At 66.4% G+C, this 24206-nt stretch carries 20 protein-coding genes and 1 tRNA gene; 11 read left to right on the top strand and 10 right to left on the bottom strand.

What is annotated here, in order from left to right:
* Positions 1 to 2: 2 nt before the first annotated feature.
* The 6 genes from fdxH to ACF8O7_RS20625 all read left to right on the top strand — a co-directional run bounded on the left by fdxH (position 3) and on the right by ACF8O7_RS20625 (position 6438).
* The gene (gene fdxH / locus ACF8O7_RS20650) at positions 3 to 932 is read left to right on the top strand and encodes a formate dehydrogenase subunit beta (protein ID WP_012205325.1); all 930 of its coding nucleotides are present in this window, start codon (positions 3 to 5) and stop codon (positions 930 to 932) included.
* A complete protein-coding gene (locus tag ACF8O7_RS20645) occupies positions 929 to 1555 on the top strand; it encodes a formate dehydrogenase subunit gamma (RefSeq protein WP_012205324.1) in 627 nt (208 codons plus the stop codon). Before fdxH ends, ACF8O7_RS20645 begins: the two co-directional genes overlap by 4 nt.
* A 212-nt stretch (positions 1556 to 1767) precedes the next feature.
* Positions 1768 to 2742 carry a formate dehydrogenase accessory protein FdhE gene (gene fdhE / locus ACF8O7_RS20640; RefSeq protein WP_016446852.1) on the top strand — a complete coding sequence of 325 codons (975 nt, stop codon included), beginning with the start codon at positions 1768 to 1770 and terminating at the stop codon, positions 2740 to 2742.
* Between the two features lie 14 nt (positions 2743 to 2756).
* Positions 2757 to 4211, top strand: a complete 1455-nt coding sequence (selA, locus tag ACF8O7_RS20635) for an L-seryl-tRNA(Sec) selenium transferase (protein ID WP_126312742.1) — start codon at positions 2757 to 2759, stop codon at positions 4209 to 4211.
* Between the two features lie 10 nt (positions 4212 to 4221).
* A complete protein-coding gene (gene selB, locus ACF8O7_RS20630; RefSeq protein WP_126312743.1) occupies positions 4222 to 6162 on the top strand; it encodes a selenocysteine-specific translation elongation factor in 1941 nt (646 codons plus the stop codon).
* 180 nt (positions 6163 to 6342) lie between these two features.
* Positions 6343 to 6438: transfer RNA gene (locus ACF8O7_RS20625), tRNA-Sec, on the top strand.
* 32 nt (positions 6439 to 6470) lie between these two features.
* Here the strand turns inward: ACF8O7_RS20625 and ACF8O7_RS20620 are convergent.
* The 4 genes from ACF8O7_RS20620 to ACF8O7_RS20605 form a co-directional block, all read right to left on the bottom strand.
* A complete protein-coding gene (locus ACF8O7_RS20620; RefSeq protein WP_016446849.1) occupies positions 6471 to 6977 on the bottom strand; it encodes an OmpA family protein in 507 nt (168 codons plus the stop codon).
* 1 nt (position 6978) lies between these two features.
* On the bottom strand, positions 6979 to 8208 hold the full coding sequence (locus tag ACF8O7_RS20615; RefSeq protein WP_016446848.1) for a diguanylate cyclase domain-containing protein: 1230 nt from the start codon (positions 8206 to 8208) through the stop codon (positions 6979 to 6981).
* Complete coding sequence (locus ACF8O7_RS20610) at positions 8205 to 8774, bottom strand: YfiR family protein (protein WP_016446847.1); 570 nt, start codon at positions 8772 to 8774, stop codon at positions 8205 to 8207. Before ACF8O7_RS20610 ends, ACF8O7_RS20615 begins: the two co-directional genes overlap by 4 nt.
* A gap of 200 nt (positions 8775 to 8974) precedes the next feature.
* On the bottom strand, positions 8975 to 9787 hold the full coding sequence (locus ACF8O7_RS20605; RefSeq protein WP_126312744.1) for an N-acetyltransferase: 813 nt from the start codon (positions 9785 to 9787) through the stop codon (positions 8975 to 8977).
* Between the two features lie 99 nt (positions 9788 to 9886).
* On the opposite strand from ACF8O7_RS20605, the gene selD reads away from it, so the two are divergent.
* Positions 9887 to 10945, top strand: coding sequence for a selenide, water dikinase SelD (gene selD / locus ACF8O7_RS20600; RefSeq protein WP_016446845.1), 1059 nt, complete (start codon positions 9887 to 9889; stop codon positions 10943 to 10945).
* Between the two features lie 104 nt (positions 10946 to 11049).
* Here selD and ACF8O7_RS20595 read toward each other — a convergent pair whose 3' ends face one another.
* Together ACF8O7_RS20595 and ACF8O7_RS20590 are read right to left on the bottom strand one after the other, a co-directional pair.
* On the bottom strand, positions 11050 to 13497 hold the full coding sequence (locus tag ACF8O7_RS20595) for a penicillin acylase family protein (RefSeq protein ID WP_043790556.1): 2448 nt from the start codon (positions 13495 to 13497) through the stop codon (positions 11050 to 11052).
* A 176-nt stretch (positions 13498 to 13673) separates the two neighbouring features.
* Complete coding sequence (locus ACF8O7_RS20590) at positions 13674 to 14153, bottom strand: Lrp/AsnC family transcriptional regulator (protein WP_016446843.1); 480 nt, start codon at positions 14151 to 14153, stop codon at positions 13674 to 13676.
* Between the two features lie 703 nt (positions 14154 to 14856).
* Between ACF8O7_RS20590 and ACF8O7_RS20585 the strand changes: the two genes are divergently transcribed.
* Complete coding sequence (locus ACF8O7_RS20585) at positions 14857 to 16344, top strand: diguanylate cyclase (RefSeq protein ID WP_275823784.1); 1488 nt, start codon at positions 14857 to 14859, stop codon at positions 16342 to 16344.
* 32 nt (positions 16345 to 16376) lie between these two features.
* On the opposite strand, the gene ACF8O7_RS20580 is transcribed toward ACF8O7_RS20585, so the two are convergent.
* On the bottom strand, positions 16377 to 18197 hold the full coding sequence (locus ACF8O7_RS20580) for a methyl-accepting chemotaxis protein (protein ID WP_126312746.1): 1821 nt from the start codon (positions 18195 to 18197) through the stop codon (positions 16377 to 16379).
* Positions 18198 to 18991: 794 nt separating this feature from the next.
* Between ACF8O7_RS20580 and ACF8O7_RS20575 the strand changes: the two genes are divergently transcribed.
* Positions 18992 to 19285: an H-NS family nucleoid-associated regulatory protein gene (locus tag ACF8O7_RS20575; protein WP_016446839.1), complete on the top strand. Its 294-nt coding sequence runs from the start codon at positions 18992 to 18994 to the stop codon at positions 19283 to 19285.
* A 468-nt stretch (positions 19286 to 19753) separates the two neighbouring features.
* Here ACF8O7_RS20575 and ACF8O7_RS20570 read toward each other — a convergent pair whose 3' ends face one another.
* Positions 19754 to 21316, bottom strand: coding sequence for a methyl-accepting chemotaxis protein (locus ACF8O7_RS20570; RefSeq protein ID WP_016446838.1), 1563 nt, complete (start codon positions 21314 to 21316; stop codon positions 19754 to 19756).
* A gap of 352 nt (positions 21317 to 21668) precedes the next feature.
* Between ACF8O7_RS20570 and ACF8O7_RS20565 the strand changes: the two genes are divergently transcribed.
* Positions 21669 to 22844 carry a GGDEF domain-containing protein gene (locus ACF8O7_RS20565; protein ID WP_322735611.1) on the top strand — a complete coding sequence of 392 codons (1176 nt, stop codon included), beginning with the start codon at positions 21669 to 21671 and terminating at the stop codon, positions 22842 to 22844.
* A gap of 111 nt (positions 22845 to 22955) precedes the next feature.
* Here ACF8O7_RS20565 and ACF8O7_RS20560 read toward each other — a convergent pair whose 3' ends face one another.
* A complete protein-coding gene (locus tag ACF8O7_RS20560) occupies positions 22956 to 23135 on the bottom strand; it encodes a CsbD family protein (protein ID WP_016446836.1) in 180 nt (59 codons plus the stop codon).
* A gap of 132 nt (positions 23136 to 23267) precedes the next feature.
* A complete protein-coding gene (locus ACF8O7_RS20555) occupies positions 23268 to 23633 on the bottom strand; it encodes an Arc family DNA-binding protein (protein WP_016446835.1) in 366 nt (121 codons plus the stop codon).
* A gap of 164 nt (positions 23634 to 23797) precedes the next feature.
* On the opposite strand from ACF8O7_RS20555, the gene ACF8O7_RS20550 reads away from it, so the two are divergent.
* Complete coding sequence (locus tag ACF8O7_RS20550; RefSeq protein WP_061287565.1) at positions 23798 to 24190, top strand: hypothetical protein; 393 nt, start codon at positions 23798 to 23800, stop codon at positions 24188 to 24190.
* The last annotated feature ends 16 nt before the right edge of the window (positions 24191 to 24206 follow it).

The raw sequence follows: 24206 nt of genomic DNA, 5'->3' as shown, positions 1-24206 counted from the left end.
TGATGTCATCAACCATGTCTCTCGATATCAAGCGTCGCTCGGCGACGACGACGCCTGCTCCCAGTGCGCGCGAAACGCACAGCGGTGAGGTGGCCAAGCTCATCGATGTCTCCAAGTGCATCGGGTGCAAGGCCTGCCAGACCGCCTGCATGGAGTGGAACGACCTGCGCGACGAAATCGGAACCTGTGCGGCCGGCGTCTATGACAACCCGACCGATCTGACCGATCAGTCGTGGACCGTCATGCGCTTTACCGAGTACGAGAACGAAGCGACCGGCAACCTGGAGTGGCTGATCCGCAAGGACGGCTGCATGCACTGCGAGGACCCGGGCTGCCTGAAGGCCTGCCCCTCGCCGGGCGCCATCGTGCAGTACAGCAACGGCATCGTGGACTTCCAGCAGGACCAGTGCGTGGGCTGCGGCTACTGCGTCACGGGCTGCCCGTTCAACATCCCGCGCATCTCCAAGAAGGACCACAAGGCCTACAAGTGCACGCTGTGCTCGGACCGCGTGGCCGTCGGCCGGGAGCCTGCCTGTGTCAAGACCTGCCCCACGGGCGCCATCATGTTCGGCACCAAGGAGGCGATGAAGGACCAGGCCGAGCACCGCATCGGCGACCTCAAGCGGCGCGGCTATGCCGAGGCGGGCCTGTATGACCCGCAGGGCGTGGGCGGCACCCATGTGATGTACGTGCTGCATCACGCGGACAAGCCTTCGCTGTACAAGGGCCTGCCCGACGACCCGAAGATCAGCCCCATGGTGTCCCTGTGGAAGGGCGTGGCCAAGCCGCTGGCCATGGCCGCGCTGGGCGCAGCTGCCGTCGGCAGCCTGTTCCACTACATCACCAAGGGCCCGAACGACGTGTCCAAGGAACTGGAAGACGAAATGGACCGCAAGGACCAGGAAGCCGCTGAAAAGGAGGCCCGCCGATGAAACGCAACCCACGTGACCTGGTGCGCTACAACGCATCGGAGCGTGCCAACCACTGGGTGGTCGGCATCTGCTTCATCCTGCTGGCGCTGTCGGGCCTGGCGTTCTTCCACCCGGCCTTCTTCCCGCTCACGCAGCTGTTCGGCGGCGGGCCGTGGACACGCATCCTGCACCCCTACATCGGGGTGGTGATGGCGCTGTTCTTCATCATCATGGCGCTGCGCTTCTGGCGCCTGAACGTGGTCGAGCCGCGCGACATCGAGTGGCTCAAGAACGTCAACAAGATGATCGACGGCGACGACCACGACATGCCCGAGCAGGGCAAGTACAACGGCGGCCAGAAGCTGCTGTTCTGGGGCCTGGTCATCGGCATGCTGGCGATCACCGTGACCGGCGCGCTCATGTGGCGCGCCTGGTGGACGCTGCCCGTCAACGTGGTGCGCGCCGCCTCGGTGGTGCACGCCATCGCGGGCGTGTGGATGATCGGCCTGATCATCATGCACGTGTACGCGGCCATCTGGACCCGGGGCACCATCCGCGCCATGCTGTACGGCACGGTGACACGGGCCTGGGCCAAGCAGCACCACCGGGGGTGGTATCGCAAGATGACCGGAGACAACGACTGAGCCCCCTGAGCGGCTGCGCCGCTTCCCCCTCTCGCTTCGCGGGGGGGACGGCACCCTCGGTGCGGGGCGGCCCTTCCTCGGTGCCCCTGATCTGGGGCACGCCGGTTTCATAGGCAAAGGACAATGCGCAACCCCGTGTTAGCCTTTCGCCTGAAGCCACCAGCCGCCCGGCGTCCCTGGACGCTGGGCGATTGTCTTTTTGGAACATTCCAATGCAACGCATTCTTCAACCCGGCGATATCGAGTCGCTGGACCACACCAGTTTTCCGCGCGTGCTGCTGCCGCAGTTGCCGGGGCTGTTCGTCGAGCGGGCGGCGCGGCTGCGGCAGCTGGCCGAGGGCAATCCGATTGCCGACTACCTGCGGTTTGTGGCGCAGATCGTGGACGCGCAGGCCAAGGCGGCCGGGCAGCTGACGCTGGCCGAGCCCGATGCGGCGCTGATCGCGCGGGCGCAGGAGCATTCCATGCCGCTGCTGCCTGCCGCCGACCATATCGATGCCGCCTGGCATGGCGTGCTGGACCGCATGCTCGATGCCCTGTCGGGCGCCGACGGCCTGCCAGCGCCGCTGCAGCCGCTGCTGCAGGAGCTGCGCGCGCTGGACACGGCCGGGCGTGACGAGATCGCGCAGCGGCTGCTGCAAAAGGAAGTGGCGGCCCGCCACGTGGGCATGGCGCCCTTTGTGATGGCTGCGCTGCAGGTGGTGTTTGCCACGCGCGCCAGCGGCCTGAACGCACGCGACGTGCCCTATACCGATCCCGCCTCGATCTGTCCCGTCTGCGCCAGCGAGCCCGTGGCCAGCGTGTTGCGCATTGGCGGCAAGGCCGCAGGCCATCGCTACCTGCACTGCGGCACCTGCTGCACGGAGTGGCACATGGTGCGCGTCAAGTGCTCCCACTGCGAGTCGACCAAGGGCGTCGAGTACCAGGGCATCGATGGCGCAGGCGATACCGTGCTGGCCGAGACCTGCGAGGAATGCGGCAGCTACCGCAAGGTGGTCAACCAGGAAAAGGACCCCATGGCCGAGCCCCTGGCCGACGACCTGGCCTCGCTGATGCTGGACCTGCTGATGGGCGAGGAGACGCGCTTTCAGCGCGCCAGCGCCAATCCCCTGCTCTACGTGGCCTTTGCCGAGGAGCAGGACGAGGCCGGCGACGCGCTGATCGACCCCGCCACGCCTGCTGCCTGACCCTTTCGCACACCATGACCGATACCGCCGCCACCTCTGCCGCTTCCTCCACCCCGCCCGCGCTGCGCCTGCCTGCCGTGGACAAGGTGCTGCTGAGCGCCGACATGCTCGCGCTGCGCGAGCGCCACGGCCTTGATGCCTGCACCCAGGCCGTGCGCGAGACACTGGCACAGATGCGGGCCGATGCGCAGGAGCGGCTGCGGTCCGGCGAGCCCGATGCAGGCGCGCCCGGCATCACTGAGGTGATCCAGGCGGCCGGCCTGCGCCTGGCGCGGCGCTTTGCACCCCGCCTGCGCACGGTCTTCAACCTCACGGGCACGGTGCTGCACACCAACCTGGGCCGCGCCCTGCTGCCGCAGGAGGCCGTGGACGCCGTGGTGGCCGCCATGACGGCGCCGGCCAACCTGGAGTACGACCTGGAGGACGGCGGCCGTGGCGACCGCGACGACCTGATCGAATCCCTGGTCTGCGAACTCACGGGCGCCGAGGCCTGCACCGTGGTCAACAACAATGCCGCCGCCGTGCTGCTGACCCTGGCCACGCTGGCGGCCGGGCGCGAGGTCATCGTCTCGCGCGGCGAGCTGGTGGAGATCGGCGGGGCCTTCCGCATCCCCGACGTGATGACGCGCGCGGGCGCCACCCTGGTCGAGGTGGGCACCACCAACCGTACCCATGCGCGCGACTACGAAGGCGCTGTCGGCGAACACACCGGCCTGCTCATGAAGGTGCATTGCAGCAACTACGCCATCACCGGCTTCACCAAGGCCGTGAGCGACGCGGAGGTGGCATCCATTGCCCATGCGCACGGCCTGCAGATGGTGGTGGACCTGGGCAGCGGCACCCTGGTCGACCTGCGCGAATGGGGCCTGCCCTACGAGGTCACGGTGCGCGAGACCATCGAGTCGGGCGCCGACATCGTCACCTTCAGTGGCGACAAGCTGCTGGGCGGTCCGCAGGCCGGCCTGATCGTGGGCCGCAAGGACCTGATCGCCCGCATCAAGAAACACCCGCTCAAGCGCGCGCTGCGCGTGAGCAAGCTCACCCTGGCCGCGCTGGAGCCCACGCTGCGCCTGTACCTGCACCCCGAAAAGCTGGCCGAGCGCCTGACCACGCTGCGCCTGTTCACGCGCCCCCAGGCCGACATGCAGGCCCGCGCGCAGGCGCTGCAGCCGCTGGTGCAGCAGGCGCTGGGCAGCCGCTATGTGGTGGAAACCGCCGAGATGAACAGTCAGATCGGCAGCGGCGCCCTGCCCGTGGAGAACCTGCCCAGCTGGGGCCTGCGCCTGCATCCGGCCGACGGTCGCCAGGCCGGCCGCCAGCTCACCCGGCTTGAAGCGGGCCTGCGCGGCCTGCCCCGCCCCGTCATCGGCCGGCTGCATGACGACGCGCTGTGGCTGGACCTGCGCTGCCTGGAGGCAGCCGACGAGCCGGCCTTCACCGAACAGCTGCCGCTGCTGCACATCGCCTGAGGACGAACGCATGATCATCGGCACCGCCGGCCACATCGACCACGGCAAGACCACCCTGGTGCGCGCGCTCACGGGCGTGGACACCGACCGCCTCAAGGAAGAGAAGGCGCGCGGCATCTCCATCGAGCTGGGCTATGCCTACACGCCGCTGCCCAATGGCGAGGTACTGGGCATCATCGACGTGCCCGGCCACGAAAAATTCGTGCACACCATGGCCGCAGGCGCCGTGGGCATAGACCACGCCCTGCTGGTGGTGGCGGCCGACGACGGCGTCATGCCGCAGACGCGCGAGCACCTGGACATCCTGCAGCTGCTGGGCGTGCGCGAAGCCACCGTGGCCCTGACCAAGGCCGACCGCGCCACGCCCGAGCGCCTGCAGCAGGTGCGTGCCGAGATCGAGTCCCTGCTGGCGCCCACGGCGCTGGCCGGCGCCCCGGTCTTTCCCACCGCCGCCGCCCAGCCCGGTGACGCGGGCGTGGCGCAGCTGCGCGAGCACCTCATGGCGCGTGCCCAGTCCATTCCCGCGCGGGCCAGCGACGGACTGTTCCGCCTGGCCGTGGACCGCAGCTTCACGCTGCCGGGCCAGGGCACCGTGGTCACAGGCACCGTGTTCGGCGGGCAGGTGAAAGTCGGCGACACGCTGGTGCACTCGGCCTCGGGCACCGAGGTGCGCGTGCGCAGCCTGCATGCCCAGAACCAGGCCAGCGAACAGGGCCTGGCCGGACAGCGCTGCGCGCTCAACCTGTCGGGCATTGCCAAGGAAGCCATCACGCGCGGCGACTGGATCGCCGACGCACGGCTGCTGCAGGCCAGCGACCGGATCGACGTGCGCCTGCAACTGCTGGCCGATGCGCCATCACTGGCCCAATGGACGCCTGTGCATGTGCACATCGGTACGGCGCGCTGCACGGCCCACGTGGCCCTGCTGCAGGACCAGCCGCTGGGTCCCGGCGAGCAGGCCATCGTCCAACTGGTGCTGGACATGCCCGTACATGTCCAACCCGGCGACCGGCTCATCGTGCGCAATGCCCAGGCCAACCGTACGATTGCGGGCGGCAGCGTCATCGACCCCTTTGCTCCCGCACGCAAGCGCCGCAGCCCCGAGCGCACGGCCTATCTGCAGGCGCTGGAATCGCTGATTGCCACCGGGGACGCCAGCGCGCTGGTGCAAGGCGCGGCGCACGGCATTGCCACGTCGCAGCTCATGCGCCTGACAGGCCGCGCATCCGTGACCACGGACAACGGCGGGCACCGGCTGCACCGACTTCCACTGGCCGAGGGCGACACGCTGTTGCTGGGTGACGCACGCTGGACGCAGCTGCGCGGCCAGGTGCTGGACAGCATGGCGCGCTTTCACGAAAAAAACCCCGACGAGCCCGGCGTGAACGCGGCACGCCTGCGCCGCATGGCACTGTCCGGCCTGGTCCATGCAGGACATGACGCGCTGTGGAAAGGCCTGCTGCAAACGCTGCTGCAGGATGGCAGCCTGGCCTCCAGCGGCGCCTGGCTGCACCTGCCCGGCCACAGCGTGCAGCTGTCGGACAGCGAAACACAGATCGCCCAGAAACTGCTGCCGGCCATCGAAGCCGGCCGCTACGACCCGCCCTGGGTGCGCGACCTGGCACGCGACAACGCCATCGGCGAGGAAACCGTGCGCCAGCTGCTGCGCAAACTCGCGCGCCAGGGACTGCTGTTTCAGGTGACCAAGGACCTGTTCTACTCCGCCGCCCGCACGGACGAACTCGCCGCCCTGGTGCGCGAACTGGCCGCCGCCACCCCCAACGGCGAAATCCAGGCCCACGCCTTTCGCGATGCCACAGGCCTGGGCCGCAAGCGCGCCATCCAGATCCTCGAATTCTTCGACCGCATCGGCTACACCCGCCGCCTGCGCGACGCCCACCTGCTGCGCCCCGATGTGCAGTGGACCACTGGCGCCACAGCAAGAATTTGAGGCAAGGGGCCGCTACAATGGCCAGCTTTGCTTCGCCACGGCGCCAGCAACCGGCGCGGCCCAGGGCGAGAGACACCGAGCAAGGGCCGCCCCGCAGCAAGGGTGTCGTCCCCCTCCCCCGCGAAGCGGGTAGAGAGGGGGAAGCGGCGTAAGCCGCTCAGGGGGAGCTTCAATCCAGAAGGAAAGCATACGCACCCGGTGGTGCGCCCGGGCTTCAAACCCGGTCAGGGGCGTCAGCCGCTCCTGGGTAGGTTCGACTCCTGCTGCTTTCCGCCAATCCCCCGACTCTGATCCCAGCCAGGTTCCGGCTATTGCAAGGGCACGACGATGGCCACGCGGCGGTTCTCCGCCGCATCGCTGGGCACCACGGGCATGGCGCGGCCCAGGCCCTTGACCTCGATATCCTGGCGCGCCAGGCCGGCTTCGGCCAGCACATCGGCCACGGCTTCGGCGCGGCGCAGCGACAGGCGCATGTTGTAGGCATCGCTGCCGCGATCGTCCGTATGGCCTTCCACGCGCAGCCGCTCTATGCCCACGCCCTTGAGCGCCCGCCCCAGTTCCAGCACCTTGGTGCGCGCCTGGGCGCCGACTTCAGCCGAGTCAAAGCCGAACAGCAGCTTGCCCGACATCTGCAGCTCCCAGCCCTGCTCCGCCTGTGCAAAGCCCTGGCTGCGCAGCACTTGCTGCTGCTGCTCGGTCAGGCCCTGCGGCGTGGGCGGCGCCTCGGGCGCCGCCTTGCAGCCCGCCAGCGCAAGGGCCAGCACAGCGGCCGCACCTGCGCCGCACATCCGGGTCCAGCTCCGTCGTTTCAACATGTCATCCTCCTGTGACTCGTTCGGCCTGGCGCATGGCCTTGGCCTGGTACATGGCCTGGTCGGCATGGCGCATCAGCGTCTCCATGCTCTGGCCATGCTTGGGAAAAAGGGCCACGCCCGCACTGACCGAAGGCTGCAGCACCACGCCTTCGCTGACCACCAAAGGCTCATGCATGGCGGCCTCTATCTTGTCCCGCACCATCTGCGCATCGCCGCCCCCGCCCACGGGATAGAGCAGGATGGCGAACTCATCGCCGCCCAGCCGCGCGACCAGATCGCTCTCGCGCACCTGCGAGCGCAGTCTTGCGCCTACGGCCTTGAGCAGCACATCGCCCACAGCATGGCCGTACGCGTCGTTGACCTGCTTGAAGCGGTCGTTGTCCAGAAACAGCACAGCCAGCTTCTGCCCGGTTTCGGCCGCATTGTCCAGCGCCTGCTGCAGGCGCTGCTCGAAATGCAGGCGGTTGGCCAGCCCCGTGAGGCTGTCTCGCGAAGCCTGGCGCTCCAGGGCCGAGTTTTGCTGCTGCAGCCGCTCGTGGCGTGTCTGCAGCTCGGCCAGCAGGGCATTGAAGTTGTCTCCCAACTCGCGCAGTTCGGCAATGCGCGCCAGCGGCACGCGCTGGTCCATGGACCGGTCATGGCGCACGGCGTGCGCCACGCGCGCCAACTGCTGCAGCGGTTCGGCAATGTCGCGCAGCATGCGGCGCGATTGGCGCAGCCCCACATAGCCGCTCACGCCCACGCACAGCACCAGCACGATGAAGCCTGCGCCCAGAAAGCGGACCAGGCCCACGCCATCGCTGGACAGCTGCACGCTCCCGACCAGGCGGCCATCCTGGCGCACATCGGCCTCGGCGCGCGGCAGGCCTATGCCTATGGCCAGCAGCTCACCCACGCTGGACAGCGCCGAGCCGCCATGGCCCGACCACTGCACGAACGGGCGCTGCTCGGCATCGAAAACCTCGGCATGGGCCACGCCTTCGCCGCGCAGCAATTGGTCCAGCACGCGGGCAGCCTCGTCACGGTCACCGAAGACCAGCGATGCCTCGACCGTATAGGCCAGCGAACGTGCCACCAGATGCAGGTTGTTGGACAGGTAAAGACGCAGGGTGGCCACGCCGACGATGAGCAGCAGCGCGCCCGCAAGCGCAATGGCCACCGCCGCCATGCGCATGTGCGCGCGGCGGATCACGTTGCGCAGGGAGGCGCTGCCGGACAGGAACAACTTCATGGCAACGTCCTGTGGCGCGCAAGCTGCAGCACCTTGGGATTGACGCGCAGGCCGCTGCGTGCCACGGAGTCGAGGCTGACCTCGAAGCCCGCGCCCTCGCCACGGCGGCGCAGGCAGAACATGGCGCCGATGCGGCACAGCTCGCCCCGCTCGCTGATGGTCAGCAGCGGCCGTCCGGCCAGTTGCTCCATGAGCTTGCGCCAGGCCGCTTCATCGAGCTGGCCGGCATAGATGCCTTCGCATTCGGCCAGGATGCGCGCATCGGAAAGCACGACGCGCCGGACTTCCAGCCGCTGGCTGCCCACGGTCTGCGGGGCACCATTGAGCAGATCATCGGCATATTCGGTGGAGCCCACCACGCACAGCCGCAGCACCGCGCTTTCCGTGGGCCAGCGCGTGTAGCCCAGGATGCCTAAGACTGTGCGTGTCACGCCCAGCTCATGCTCGTCGGCCGATGGTTCGGCATGCGCCTGCCCCACCAGCCCCACCCAACCCGTTTGCAGCGCCAGCAGGCACACGGCCACCCAGGCCCAGGCGGGCGGCAGGCCCTTGATCCTGCCACCCATGCACCACCTGCGGGATGGGAGAAGTGAGCGCTGCGAGCGCTGTGAGCGATTTATGCGAACAGCCAACCAAGGCTCCTTGAACGGGAAATCCATGCATTGCACCACGACGGCGCATCGAAGCATTTTTTCACATATCGCCCGCCTCGGAGCACCCGGAGTGTCGCGCTGGGTCATCATCCTTTCTTAGTCGCTGCGGCACATCAAGGCGCCACGGCAGGCAGGCGGTAGTGATAGGCGTAGAGCGGATGAAAGCCCAGGCTTTCATACAGCCCGCGCGCCACCCGGTTGGGAGCCCGCACCTGCAGCTCGGCCCATTGCGCCCCCTGCGTCCGTCCCCAGTGCAGCAGGCCGCACACCAGCGCACGGCCCAGCCCCCGCCCGCGCATTGCAGGTGCGATGACGATGTCATACAGGCCCACGCAGCCGCGCTCCAGCACGGCCAGGCCGAACCCGGCCACCTCGCCCCCGACGCGCAGCGTGGCAAAGGCGGCGGGCCAGGCAATGGACTGCAGCATGTGGTGATGCGCCTGCCTGTGCCGGGGCGGCACGGCGCCGGCCTCGGCAAAGCCTTGCAGCCAGGCCGCACCGGGCCGGGCATCCATGGCGAGGGTCCAGCCTTTTCCGTCCGCCGGCTGCGCCATGTCCGCCAAGGCTGCGCGCATCACGAGCGAAGGATCAGCCAGCAGGTAGCCGGCCTGCGCCAGCTGTGCATCGGCCTCGGGGCTGGCCAGGGGCGAGAGGCGGAAGACGGGCGGCAGGCCCTGGCGTTGGTAGAAGGCTTCGATCTGCGCCAGCAAGGCGCCAAGGCGGGCGCCGGGCTGATGGGCATTGGCCGAGTTGGCCCGCTTGGTATGGCCCTGCGCGGCGCGCAGCAGCCAGTCCCCGCAGAGCACGGTGCGCTGGGCTGGCCAGGCGTTGAAGCCGCGCTGCTCCACGCCGACCACCGTCTCGGGATCGCAGTCCACGGATGCGCGGTCATGAGCGAAAGACTTGGACATGCCCGCTTGTACCATGGCCGCACGCCGTGCCCGCCCATAATATGGCGCACCGCCGCGCTGGCGGCAGGCACTCTTTTCCACTACTGCGATCGCCCCCGTTCGCCGGATTGCTCCATGACCACAGACACCTCCCAAGCTCCCCGACTCACCTCGCTGTCCCATGGCGGCGGCTGCGGCTGCAAGATCGCGCCGGGCCTGCTGGCGGAGCTGATCGGCAAGAGCGCGCTGCCCAAGCAGTTCTTCCCGGACCTGCTGGTGGGCACGGAGACCGCTGACGACGCCGCCGTCTACCGCATCAACGACGAGCAGGCCATCGTGGCGACCACGGATTTCTTCATGCCCATCGTGGACGATCCGTATGACTTCGGCCGCATCGCCGCAACGAATGCGCTGTCCGACATCTACGCCATGGGCGGCCAGCCGCTGATGGCCCTGGCCATCGTGGGCATGCCCATCAATGTGCTGCCGCACGACACCATTGCCAAGATCCTGGAAGGCGGCGAGTCGGTCTGCCGCGATGCCGGCATTCCGCTGGCCGGCGGCCACTCCATCGACTCGGTCGAGCCCATCTACGGCCTGGTGGGCATCGGCATCGTCAACCCGCGCCAGATGAAACGCAACGCCGACGCCAAGGCCGGCGATGTGCTGATCCTGGGCAAGCCGCTGGGCGTGGGCATTCTGTCGGCCGCGCTCAAGAAGAACCTGCTGGACGAAGCCGGCTACCGCGCCATGGTGGAGGCAACCACCTTGCTCAACCGCCCCGGCACGGCGCTGGGCAAGATGGACGGCGTGCACGCGCTGACCGATGTGACGGGCTTCGGCCTGCTGGGCCACGGCCTGGAACTGGCACGCGGCGCGGGCCTGACGGCGCGCATCGACAGCCGCAGCCTGCCCGTGCTGCCCACGGTGCAGGGCTTTGCCGAGCAGGGCGTCATTACGGGCGCCTCGGGCCGCAACTGGGCCTCATATGGCACGCAGGTGGTGCTGGGCGCCGGCATCACCGATGCCCAGCGCGCGCTGCTGACCGATCCGCAGACCTCGGGCGGCCTGCTCGTATCGTGCACGCCCGATGTGGCGGACCAGGTGCTTGCGCTGTTTGCCGAACAGGGCTTTGGCGATGCAGCCATCGTCGGCCGCATGGAAGCGGGCCAGGCCCGCGTCGTGGTGGATTGAGCCAGGCAACCAGTCAAGCGAAACGGGGGCCTGGGCCCCCGTTTGCATTGCATGCCAGATGCAGCCCCTTCAGGCGGGCACTGCATCACGCCGGACAGCGGATGTCACTCGCTCACGGTCTGCGTCTTGTAGGCCGGGCTGGCCTGGATGGCGCTGTCGGTGAACGGCAGCTTGAGCCACTGGCGCGCACCGTAGGCCTTGGTGTAGTCCGCATAGTGGGCCGAGGCAGGATCGTCCGACAGCGAGAAGGTCAGGAAGGTATGGGCCTCCACTCCGGCCGCCGGGAAGCTCACCACCTGCATGTAGCTGTTGCCGTGCGGCTGCCCGTCCATGCTGTAGCCGCCCTGCTCTATCTTGTTTTCCGAGCAGGTGATGGTGAAGTAGCCCACCTCGCCGCATCCGCCATACAGCGCCGTCTTCTCTCCGCCACGCTGCGAGAACAGCACGGTGCCACGCACCGCATCCATGGCAAAGCCGCTGGCCTGCACGGCCTTCACTGCTTCGGCGAACGCCTTTTGCAGCGCCGCCTTGGCCGTGGGCTTGATGCCGCGCGGCGTGTTGACGGGGTCGGCCGCATCGAAGGGCACGGCATACAGGTCGGCCGATTTGATCTGGCTGGCCACGCGCTTCCAGAACTCGTCCCAGACATGGGAGCCCCTGGATGCCGCCGTGCCCGTGCCGTCCCAGGCCTGCAGCGCCGTGCAGGCAGCCGATACGTCCACCGTTTCACCCGCCGAGGACACGGGGCCTGGACAGACCTGGGCCAATGCCTCGTCCTTGAAACGCGCGCTGTACACACGGCTGTCCAGCACCATCTGGCGAACGATGTCGCTGGTGGCCAGCTTGCCCGGATAGCCGTCCGTGCCCGCCAGCCGCTGCAGCGCCATGGTGTGGCCCAGGCGCGTGCGCAGGCTCTGGGCAGAAGAGGTGGAGCCGAAGATGGCCGGATAGCCGGTCAGCGGTGCCGAGGCATTGGACAGCCAGTAGCTGTCGTTCATGTTGCCCACGTAGTCGCCACGCAGCAGGCTGGGCATGCGTGCCGGGCCGATGGCGCCGGCCTGCACCGAATCCGCATCCGAGCCCCAGTCGCACTGGCTGCTGCCGCCGGCCAGCACCGGCACCTGGGGCAGCGCCGCGTTGATGGCTGCCGAGGCCGGCGTGGCGCAGGCCTGCAGCTGCGCGGGCGGCACGTTGGGCACGGCGCCTATGTCGGCATACCAGACCTGGGCGTTGCCGCGTCCCGCAGCGACGGTGTTGACCCAGGGAATGGCCGACTCCTCCTTCTGGATGCGGATGAACTCGTCCAGCGACTTGGCCTGGTTCCAGCGCAGCCAGTTGCGGAAAGTGCGGTAGTTGTAGGCGTTGATGTCGCGGATGGCGAACACGCTCTGCGTGGTCCAGCCCAGCGCCGGGTCCATGGCGCCCAGGTTGACCACGGGGCCGTGCACGGTCTTGTACAGCGTGCGCGTGACCTGGTCCTGCCCGCCGGAGGCATTGCGCACGCTCACGGTGATCCTGCTGGCCTGCATGGCCTCGGTCTTGCCGTCGCGCACATAGCGGGTCGGATCATTGGGCGCCAGCTGGTACATGAACAGGCCGAAGCGCCGCGCCGTGGACACGGTGTGGCTCCAGGCCACGTCGTTGTTGAAGCCGATCAGCACCATCGGGATACCCAGGAAGCTGGCGCCACTGACGTCGATCTCGCCCGGAATCGTGAGCTGCGATTGGTAGAAGCGGTCCGGCCCCTTCCAGTACCAGTGCGGATTGCCGAACAGCACGCTGCTGCCGCCCGTGGCCTGCTGGCCGAAGCCGTACATGTTGCTGCCTATGCCCGTGGTGCCGCCCACCTGCAATGATGGCGCCACCACCTGGCCCGGCTTGAGCGCGGCCAGCTGCGTCGCGGCCGACCGGCCCTTCGCCGGCTTGGCCGAGGCCGTTGCCGCCGCAGCTGCTGCAGGCGGCACGGCATTGGCGATCTGGGCCACGAAATTGCTGTAGCCGCCGGCAAGATTGGCCGTATACATGCGCCGCCAGATGTCCTGGGCCGTGATGGCCTGCACCCAAGGCTGGCCCGCGCAGGCCGCATTGGTCTTGGCCCCGGCCGGGGTCTCGCGCACCACGCGGTTGTAGCCGGCCACGAAGCCATCGACCAGTTGCTTGAGCTTGTCGGGCTGGGCCTGGATCATGGCGGCCACGGCGTCATCGGAGACGACATGGCGGAAGAAGAAGTCCGAATCGATGTTGCGCGGCCGGTCGATGGTGCTGTCATAGACGGCCTGGGCATCGCCGCCGAAGTGGCGCGAACGCTCCCCGCGGTAGGTCAGGAAGGAGTCGGCCATGGTGCACAGGTTGTCCTGCGCCTGGGCATAGCCCGCACCATAGCCCAGGCCCGTCCAGTCCTTGGCCTTGATGTGCGGAATGCCCATCTCCGTGCGGCGGATCTCCGCGCTGTACTTGCTGCCGGAGCCGTCTCCCGAACCGCCGCAGGCCGCCAAGGCGGCCAGGGCTATCAATGACAAGGGTTTCCATCCACTGCGAAGCGCTGGGTGCATGCTTTGTCTCCTGGTGTTATGCGTACACAAAGGCCCCGGTCTGCCACGGGGCCCGCATCAGCATAGGAGCGAGGCAAGGCACTGCCTACCCGGCAGTTTCACTAGGAAATGTCTGATGCCCGACAGTCGATGCGGACAGCCACCCGGCTCTCCATCGGCCGGCACGGGCAGAAGACTCAGGCGGCAGATTCAGCCAGCTGGCTCAGCGCCGCCGTCATGCGCCGGTCGATCTTGCGGCTGAGCACCACCGAGGTATAGGTCTGCTGTATGCCGTCGATCAGGCCTATGCGGTCCAGCAGCGCGTCGAGCTTTTCGTTGCTCTCGCAGCGCACGAACACCATGTAGTCGTACTGGCCGCTGACGGCGGAGACCTCCTCGACCTCGGTGAAACGGTTGAGTGCCTGCATTACTGAAGTGGCCGTCTTGGGCTGCACGCGAATGCCGCAGTACGCGCGCACCGCAGACTGCTCCACGCGCGCACCCAGGCGAACGCCGTATCCGGCGATCACGCCTTCCTGCTCCAGCCGGGCAATGCGGGCCACCACCGTCGTGCGCGCCAGATTCATCTGCCGGGCCAGATGCGCGGTGGAAGCCCGCGCATTGGTCTGCAGCAGGCGCAGCAGTTGGCGGTCGGTTTCATCAAGACGGTATTCCATGCAGCTCCCTGGACGTCAACGGCAAGAGCCTATGGCGGCGGCTCGGACGTGTTCAACATTTCGGCAGATATATCCACCAATCCGGCAATTCTATGCGCTGCAAATCGTCGCTTTCATCAACAAGATCCTCGTTTCATCCGAAACCGCCGCATCTGGAGTGCATCCCCATCCCGCATCGCCCAGCAGCGACGGCACATGGGCACCACCAGGCAAGAGTAATGGCTATCAGAAACAAAAGTAACTAATTACAAATCCCCCGACACACCCCGATGCTCCGCCGCTGCATGTCACCCGGCTGGGACCTCGCATAAATACTTAGCATGCATCCCATCCTTCCTTTGGCGACGCTGCTCCGCGGGTAGGGCTGCCGCCTGCGGCCGTACTGGCCGGGCTCGACGGAACACGGCAAACCGCTTGGGAAGGCGCAGCACGCATGATGGATCAGTACTTGCAAATACATGCATTTCCGCTAGATTGGCCCCGCAGGCGTAAATTTTGTGAACTCAAGTTACCCCGCATCCGTCGGCTTCCGACGCATGGCCTGCCCGCAGTTACGCGGCTTGCCGCAGCACGCCAAAGGAGGGTTTTCCGATTTCCCGCTGCCCGCCGGACCGCTCGTTCCCCATGACAAGGGCATGCCCGGCATGCCCGACGAACGCGCGCAGTGTCCGGTGCCTCCATTCAGTCTCCACAGGGGAGACATATGTCATATCGCGCCGTATCTGGAGATCCGTGGATTTCACAAGCTGCAACGCCCTGGCGGGACAGCTTTGTGCTGGGCGGGGTGCTGTTTCTGTGCTCGGCCGTGGCGCTGGGCCTGCGCTCTCCGGGGCATCTGTCATCTCTGTGGCTGTCCAACGCCCTGCTCCTGGGCTGGATGCTGCGCAGCCCCGCCTACAGCCATAGACACTGCTGGACGGCGGCCGCCGTGGCCATGGCGTTGGCCGAATGGTTGTCGGGCAGCCCGCTTGACCAGACCCTGTGGCTGACTTTCGCCGATCTGGCAGCCGTGGCCTGCGGCTGGGTGATGATGCGGCGCCTGCCGCTGCGGGTGCGGCAGATGCGCTCCCCCTCATCGGTGCTGCACCTGGTGATGTGCAGCCTGCTTGTGAGCGTGGTCGGCGCCGTGCTGGGCTCGGTGGGCATGCACCAGCTGATGCATTGGCCCTGGCAGCCCATGATGGCCATGTGGTTCAGCAGCGAGCTGATGCACATGACCCTGTTGCTGCCCGTTCTGTTGAGCTTTCCCGCAAGCCTGGAGCCGCTGTCCTGGCGTGGCCAGCCGTTCAGGCAGATCGTGCAGGCCCTGCTGCCGCTGTTGGCCCTGGTGATCTCCGAGGCCATTGCCATCTACCTGGGCGGGCCGGGCGCGCTGTCCCTGAGCATGCCGGCCATGCTGCTGTGTGCCATGCGCTACCGGCTGTTCGTGGTCGCCCTGCTCAACCTCGCCAGCTGTGCCATCAAGCTGGCCACATTTTCAGATGTACTGCTCACCTCGCCCAGTTCCGAACTGGAGACCACGTTCTCGTTCCGCCTGGGCCTGGCCATGCTGTCCATAGGCCCGCTGGCCGTGGCCTGCACGCTCATGGCCTTCAAGGACATGCTCAGCAAACTGCGCCATGCAGTGAACCACGATGCGCTGACCGGCCTGCTGGCACGCACCAGCTTTCTGGAGCGCGCTCAGCGCACGCTGGAGCGCCTGCAGCGCGAGCACCAGTCGGGCGCCATGCTGATGCTGGACCTGGATCACTTCAAGCACACCAACGACCGCCACGGCCATGCCGCTGGCGACCGGGTGCTGCAGGAAGTCTCGGCCCGCCTGTCGCAGGCGCTGCGCCCGCATGAACTCATAGGCCGCCTGGGCGGCGAGGAATTCGCCGTGCTGCTGCCTGGCGCCGACTGCGCCACGGCCAGCGCCGTGGCCCAGCGGCTGTGCGAAGCCACGCGCGAAATCCACATCGAGACAAGCGATGGCGCAACCATCTGCCCCACGCTGAGCATTGGCATCGCCTGCACGAACATGGCCCAGCCTCCGCTGGGTTTGAGCGCCTTGCTGCGCACGGCCGACACGGCGCTGTACCAGGCCAAGGCCAGCGGCCGGGACCGGTATTTCGTGGCTGGCGAGCGGCCGGACGAGGCCGGTACACCGGCCTTTGCCTGCGAGCATTCCGGGGGCGCCAAGGCGGCCTGACACCAGGCGCCGCCTCGGCGTTTTGCCCGCGCTCAGCGCAGGCGGCGGGCGCCGTTTCCTTCGTCGAGCTTGAAGCCCGCCACGGCCTGGGCCAGCTGCACGGCCTGTTGCTGCAGCGATTGCGCAGCCGCCGTGACCTCTTCCACCAGGGCGGCGTTCTGCTGCGTGACCTGGTCCATCTGTCCAATGGCGCTACCCACCTCGGCAATGCCACGGCTTTGCTCCTGGCTGGCGTTGCTGATCTCGGCCACCAGCGTGCTGAGCTTGCGCACGCCGTCCACGGCCTGGTCGATGGTGGTGCCCGCATTGCGCACCAGCCGGCTGCCCGTGTCGATCTGGCCCACGGAATCGTCGATCAGCGCCTTGATCTCCCGCGCCGCCGTGGCGCTGCGCTGGGCCAGCGTGCGCACCTCGCTGGCGACCACCGCAAAGCCACGGCCCTGCTCGCCGGCACGGGCCGCTTCGACGGCAGCATTGAGCGCGAGGATGTTGGTCTGGAAGGCGATGGAGTCGATCACGCCGATGATGCTTTCGATCTTGCGTGCCGACGCCTCGATGCCACCCATGGTCTGCACCACCTGGCCCACGGCCTCACCGCCCTGCGTGGCGATCTGCGAGGCGCTGGTGGCCAGCTCGCTGGCCTGGCGGGCATTGGCCGCGTTTTGCTGCACGGTTGCCGTGATCTGCTCCATGGCGGCTGCCGTCTGCTCCAGCGAGCTGGCCTGCTGCTCGGTGCGTGACGACAGGTCCTGGTTGCCGCCCGCGATCTCGGCCGACGCCATGCGCACCGATTCCGACGATTCGCGAATGCGCAGCAGCACCGTGGCGATCTTGTCCACGAACTGATTGAAGGACTGGCCGATCTGCGCCAGTTCGTCCCGGCCTGCCGCCGTGAGGCGGCGGGTCAGATCGCCCTCGCCGGAAGCAATGTCCTGTAAGGCATCGCGCGCCACGGCCAGGCGCATGAGCATCCGGCGCAGCACCACGGTCAACAGCACGGCCGTACCCAGCACGGAAAGCGCGGTGATGAAGGCGGCCACCTGCAGCAGCGCGCTTACGGAATGCGTGGCCTGTGCGCGGTCGATCACCACGGCCAGCGTCCAGGGCGTGCCCTCCACCTTGGCGGCATAGACCATCTGCCGCTCTCCATCGAGCACCAGGTCGGCACGTCCGCCCTGCTCGGCCAGGCGCTTGATCAGGGCCGCATCGAGCTCCGGTGCAATCGCCGAAGCGGGCTTGAGCGCCAGCTCGGGCCTGGCGTAGGCCAGCAGACGGCCTTCGCCGTCCATCAGAAAGGCGAAGCTCTTTTCCTGGGGGCGTATGGCCGCCACTTTCCTGGACATGGCCGCCAGCCGCACATCGGTGCCGACGACGGCCGTGATCGCGCCCGAGGCCCCGACCGGATCGACAAAGCTGATCGTCAGCTCACCCGTGCTGGCGTCCACGTAGGCCGGCGTGACGCCCGGACGGCCTTCCCGCACGGCCTGCTTGAACCAGTCGCGCTGGGTGCCGTCGTAGTTCTCCGGCATGGGATGGGTGAACACGGCACGCTTGTCCGCATGCACGAAGTAGGCGTCATCGAAGCCGCCGGCCTGCTGGCCTGCCAGCAGGAAAGGAATCGGGTCAGGCTGTTGCACCGCCGTTTTCAGCGAGCCGGTGATGCGCTGCTTGTCCTGGACCCAGTCGGTCAATGCGACTGCATGGGCCTGCGTGAGCTGGCCGATGTTTTCGTCGATGCCGGACAGCGTGCTGCCGCGCGCCGTCCAGAAGGTGGCCATGGACAGCGCGAACAGCGCGGCCACTGTGATTGCCACGCAGATGAGGATCAGGCGGGCACGAAGTGTTTGAAACATGATGCGTAGTAAAGGCAAAAACGAGGGCTGTGGATGCCCACCGAGCCTATCCGAGACACACCGGCCGCCAGAGCTCAAAGAGTGCGTACTTGCCCTTGCAATTGCACGCTTCCTGGCTGCAGGTGATCCGCTGCCCCCTTCGAGCAAGCAGCGCTTTGCTCGCAACGCCACCGGGGCCTGAGTCGTCAGGTTTTTGCAAGTTATCGTCACATCCTGGACGGATGCATGCTATAGTGTCAATTTGTAACACAGACATTTCCCGCCCTGCAGGCGGGATCTTTTTGTCGCAAACGCCAGGGCCTTGCACCAGGGTCCTGCCGTTTGCGCCGCGCACCCTGTGTTTTTCCCTCCCTCATATTTTTGGGGTGCACCATGCGGCCTTTTCTTGCCCTTCCTGGACTGCCATGGATCCATGAAGGCCCCTGACCAGGATCGGCAGGGAGCAGGATACAAAATGTTTCATCTTGATGCAAAGATGCCGATAAGCAGGCAGACCTGTCATTCAAGGGGAGAGAAACATGAAGCGATGCATCATCAAAGTGGCCGGCGCCTGCTACACGGCCCTGTTTCCCAGCACCTGCGCAGCGGTGGCAGATGCGATGACCCGGTTTCCATACGCCACAAAAATCAGCGTCAGACTCGCCTAGACTCAGGCAACATGGGAACCTGTTCTCAAACAGGCTCTCTGACAATACGCCTGTCGTCATCCGGGTGTTGCGCGGCAGTGTAGGCTCACTTTGCCAAAAGCTCTCCCGGATTCCTTTATATTGGCAGATCAACATTCATTGATATACATGACCACAGACTACAAGACACTGCTGCAGCAGAAAGCCCAGCTCGAAGCCCAGATCGCCGAAGTGCTCAAGACCGAAAAGTCCGGAGCCATTGCCCAGGTGCGCACCATCATCGACCAATACGGATTGACCGAGGCCGATGTCTTTCCCTCGTCCAAAGCCAAGACTGGCGCTGGTTTCCGCGTGGTCGGCGTTCCCAAGTACCGCGATCCCGCCACCGGTGCGACCTGGACCGGCCGCGGCAAGCAGCCCCGCTGGATTGAAGGCAAGGACCGCACTCCCTTCGCCATATGAGATGCGGCCTGCCACGCCCTCCGGCAGCCACGAAGTTGCGACAGAGCCCGCCAAGTGCGGGCTTTTTGTTGCCAGAAGCAAGGGGTTAACCCTATTGCCCAGAAGTTACAAATTCTTCAATGTAGTGCTGATGTGTGAGCCGAGAGGTGCCTGCATGTTTCGGTACCCAAGCAATCACAACAAGGGAAACAGCAGGTATCGCACAGGGAACTGTCCTACACCTGCACTCTCCAAAATCATGATGCCCACTTCATTGCAGCACCCGCAAGCCATGGGCATCCCGTCACGCAACGGCAAGGCACCAACGGCCACTGGAGCAATCCGCCACCACCACGAACCATTTTCCAGCCGAGCCAGGGAGACTATCTCCTCCCTCCCCTCTCACTGACTTACCCTGGCAGGCCCGCAAGGGCCACGGCTTTTCTCTGCAACAGGACCGCCCCCGGCGGTCCTTTTTTTCTGCACGCGCTATCGCAGGGCTGGCACAGCGTTGCCAACCTTGAACACGGCCACCATGCCCGACAGGCGCTGCGCCTGGTCGCTCAGTGCGGCCGCTGCCGCTGCGGACTCCTCCACCAAGGCCGCGTTTTGCTGCGTCATCTGGTCCAGATGGCTGACGGCCTGGTTGACCTGGCCAATACCGTCGCGCTGCTCGGTGGAAGACGCCGTGATCTCGCCAATCATGTCCGAGACCTTGCGCACGCTGCCCACGATGTCATCCATCACCTGGCCGGCCTGGGCGACCTGGGCAGAGCCTTCCTGCGCGGCATCGACCGAGGTGCTGATCAGCCCCTTGATCTCCTTGGCAGCCTCTGCGCTGCGATGGGCCAGGGCCCGCACTTCGCCAGCCACGACAGCGAAGCCACGGCCCTGCTCACCCGCGCGGGCCGCTTCCACGGCGGCATTGAGCGCGAGGATGTTGGTCTGGAAAGCAATGGAGTCGATCACGCCGATGATGTCTGAGATGCGGCGTGCGCTGTCGCTGATGCGGTCCATGCTGGCCACCACATGGCCCACCACGGCGCCCCCGCGCTCGGCCGCCTGGGCGGCGCTGCCGGCCAGGTGATTGGCCTGGCGAGCGGTGTCGGCGGCCTGGCCCACGGTCGCGGTCAGTTGCTCCATGCTGGCGGCCGTTTCCTCCAGGTTCGACGCCGTCTGCTCGGTGCGCGAAGACAGGTTGTGATTCCCGGCGGCAATCTCGGTGGATGCAGTGGAGATCGAGTGCACGCTGTCACGCACCTCCGTCACCAGGCCACGCAGCCGTGCCGCCATGCCCGAGACCGAGCGCAGCAGATGACCGAATTCGTCCTTGCGGCTGTCCTCGGCCGACACGGTAAGGTCGCCCTGCGCAATGGCATCGGTCAGTTGCACGGCTCGCTCCAGCGGACGCGTGATGGCACGCGTCAGCACGAAGGCCAGCGCCAGTCCGGCCAGGAGCACCACGCCCTGGACAATCCAGGCCAGCACACTGGCCTGTTGGCGCGCGGCCTGGGCCTGCTCCATGGCCGCATCGCGCTGGCTGCGCTGCAGCTGCACGAAGACTTCCAGCGAGTCCACATAGCGGCCGATGGCACCCAGGTACTGTTGCTGGACGAACTCGCGGAACGCCGCGGCATCGCCCGTCAACTTGATCTCGCGGGCCCGCTTGTTCAGCGCCAGCACCTCGGCACGGATGCTGGCGATGCGCTCCAGCGCAGCCTTGTCGGCCTCGCTGGCACCCTTGACGATCTCGGCCTGCAGCTTGGTGATCAGGCCAGAGCCTTCCTTGACCCGGCCGTCGAGCAGGCGCGTCAATTCCTCATCGGTGGAGGCATTGCTGGCCAGCACCCGCTCGCCCGTGGTTTCCGTTGCGCCCTTCCATTGAATGGCCAGACCGATGCGGTTCTCATATTCGGACAGCGTCTGCATGCCCTGGTCCATGGCGCGGGCCGCCGCAAACTGTGCCCACAGCGATACCGCAAGCATCATCGCCAACAAGCCGCCCAGCGTGCCCCAAAGCTTGGCGGACACGCTCCATTGATCAAATTTCATTCGTAGAACTCTCGTCGGAAAAACTGAACAGAGGAAAGGTGAAACAACAGGCCACGCGCACTAGCGCCGGCCGTCTTCCGGTGAAAAGCCCCGCCATATCGACATGGCCCATCAATCCGGAAAAGATGACTTGCTTTTTCGTCAGAAATACCGGGAACTTGAGGCTGCGCGCGGGCAGACCCGATATCACCCGCTGTGCACAACGCGGAACAGTGCATATGCAGTGGCAAGCGCCGGTGACATCGGATGCAAAATGCAATGACGCTTGCGGCTGCCGCGCCATTGAATGCCTGGGCTTGGAAGCTGCCAGCCGCCGTCTTTCGCACCTGCAAGTGCATAACACGCTGTGGATGTGTCACTCGATACCGATCGCCTCTATGTACTGATTGCGCCGCTGAGCATTTTGCTGCTCAGTTGCACGCTGGCCGTGTGCTGGCTGGTGCAGCGTCGCCAGCGCTATCTGCTGTGGATTGCCGGCGGCTATGCCCTGGTTTCCCTGGCGCTTGCATGGCAGAGCATTGCCCCCCCCGAACAACTCCACCATTGGGCCGTGTACACAGGCGCCATGTACCTGTTTGGCACCTGGTGCTTTGCGCGCTGCATGGCGGGGCGTTACGGGGTCTCGGCCCATCCCGTGCTGGGTTTGCTCATAGGTGCGGTGGTTCTGGCCGCGCTGTACTACTACAGCCGGATCCAGGTCGATCTGTGGGTACGCGTGCATTGGCTCAACACAGGCCTGGGCCTGCTGCAGTTGCTGCCGGCGCCCGCCATGCTGCGGCGCCGGCCACCGCAGGATTGGCTGGAGAGAATGCTCTACTGGTCCTACGTGGTGTTTGCCGGCTACACCGCCGCCCGGCCGCTGCTGGTGCTGGCCCTGCGCAGCACCGACCTCAATGAGATTGCTCGCTCCACCTACTGGCTGGTGACTCTGGTCAGCACGCTGTCGTTTGCTCTGCTGTTCACCCTGATGCTGCTGGCCTGCACGGTGCGCGATGTCTTCACCGCTCTGCGCCAGGAGCGCAACCACGACTCGCTGACCAACCTGCTCAACCGTCGCGCCTTCCAGGAGGCCGCCGAGCTGCGCCTGGCCGATTCGCACATGGCGCCGGTTTCCGTGCTGATCGGCGACATAGACCACTTCAAGCGCATCAACGACAGCTGGGGCCATGACTGTGGCGACCGCGTTCTGCAGGCCGTGGCCAGGACCTTGCAGCAGCATGTGCGCAGCGACGATCTGGTCTCACGCTTTGGCGGCGAGGAATTCGTGCTGCTGCTGATGCGCACCACGCCCGAGGAGGCCGAGCGCGTGGCCGAGCGCATACGCGCTCAGCTCAGCGCGGACGGCTATGTGCTGGCAGCCGGCCAGCGGATCACCATCAGCTTCGGCATCGCCCCCGTGGCCGCCAACACCGCCCTGACCGATGCGCTGACGCGCGCCGACGCCCTGCTCTACTCCGCCAAGCAGGCAGGCCGTGACCGTGTGCACGTGGCCGCGGACCCCGGCCGCAAGCTGCCCCAGACCGCCTGATAAAGGAAGCAAGGAACGCCTTGCTCGGGCTTGCGCCCGTCAAAACTCGCTGAAAAGAAAAGCCCGCCAGGGAGTGGCGGGCTTGTTCGTCATCAAGGCAGCGTGGGCGCCTTACTTTTTCGCATCCTTCAGGGCTTCCTTCACATCGCCCAGCTTTTTCTGAGCCGTGCCTTCGACCTGCTTGGCAATGCCCTTGGCCTGCTGTTCGGGGCTGTCGATCAACTCGCCAGCCTTTTGCTGCACCTTGCCTGCGGCATCCTTGAGCGTGCCCTTGATCTGATCCGTGTTCATAGCTGCGTCCTTTGCTGCAAGAGCTTCTAAAAAAGGGATGGATCCTTGCAGACCCGACGCAACGATAAGCGCGCCCCGCAAGGACAGGCGCCAGCGCTCGGCAACGATGAGCGTGGTCTCAGGCCTACAGCCTCATCTCTTCCCCGGAGCGCGGCCTGCCGCCATGCCTGTTTCGGAGCGCAGGCGTTTCAGCGCCTCGTCCACCACCGCTTCCTTGTGCGCCTCGAACAGGCCTGCCGCAGCGTCCTTGTGCTCTTGCAGCAACTGGCACAGGCGCGAAATTTCCTCTCTCAATCCCGCCGCACCCTGCTCGACCCCGGCCTGGTCGGCATCGCCGGCTTCGTCCAATTCGAAGCTGCGCCGTATGCGCGCAACGATTTCTGCATTCATGGAACGGTGGCCGGCCTTTGCCGCTTCCGAGATGCGATCACGCATGCCATCCGGAAAACGGACGATGAAGCGCTCCTGGGTTTCGCTGGGAAAGGGTTTGCGTTGCATTGCGCGATGGTACCTGCCGGATGCAAATTCAGATTCATGCCTAGTTGACATGATTCCAAGTTGGCATAAAACTCGAAACGACCCGCCCGGGGCTGTGCAAGCCCACATCCACGCCCTCGAACCACCAGCCCTGAATCCAGGACACATTGCGCAAGGACAGAACCATGCCGGACACAGACATGCCAGCCTCCGTGCATCCTGCGCAGGCCGTCGCCAGCCCGCCCGACCCGGAGACCCTGGCAACAGACGCGCTATGCCACATCAGCGCAGCGCTGAGCGTGCTGGAAATGCATGTGGAAAGATCCAGCCGCGCCATGGTGATCGGTGTCCGCGACCTGCTGCGCGGCTATCACCTCAAGGCGGACCGCGCCGCTGCCGAGCAGCCGGTGGAGGCCCTGGCCAGCAGCGTGCTGCCACAAATGTCCGCCGATCTTCAGGGCCTGCTGGAAATCATTGACCGCGTGAACGACGACGAGACGGACGACCCCATCCTCTATGCCGTGAGCTACCTGCTCAGGGCGGCCAAGAGATTCTCGGATGCGGCGGCGCAGGCCTAGCAGCCTGCGCATCGCC

The sequence above is a fragment of the Delftia sp. WSY_16 genome (assembly GCF_043104415.1).
Taxonomy (GTDB): domain Bacteria; phylum Pseudomonadota; class Gammaproteobacteria; order Burkholderiales; family Burkholderiaceae_C; genus Comamonas; species Comamonas tsuruhatensis.
Note: the sequence above shows the minus strand (reverse complement) of the source record. Positions and strands in the feature narration are given on the sequence as shown.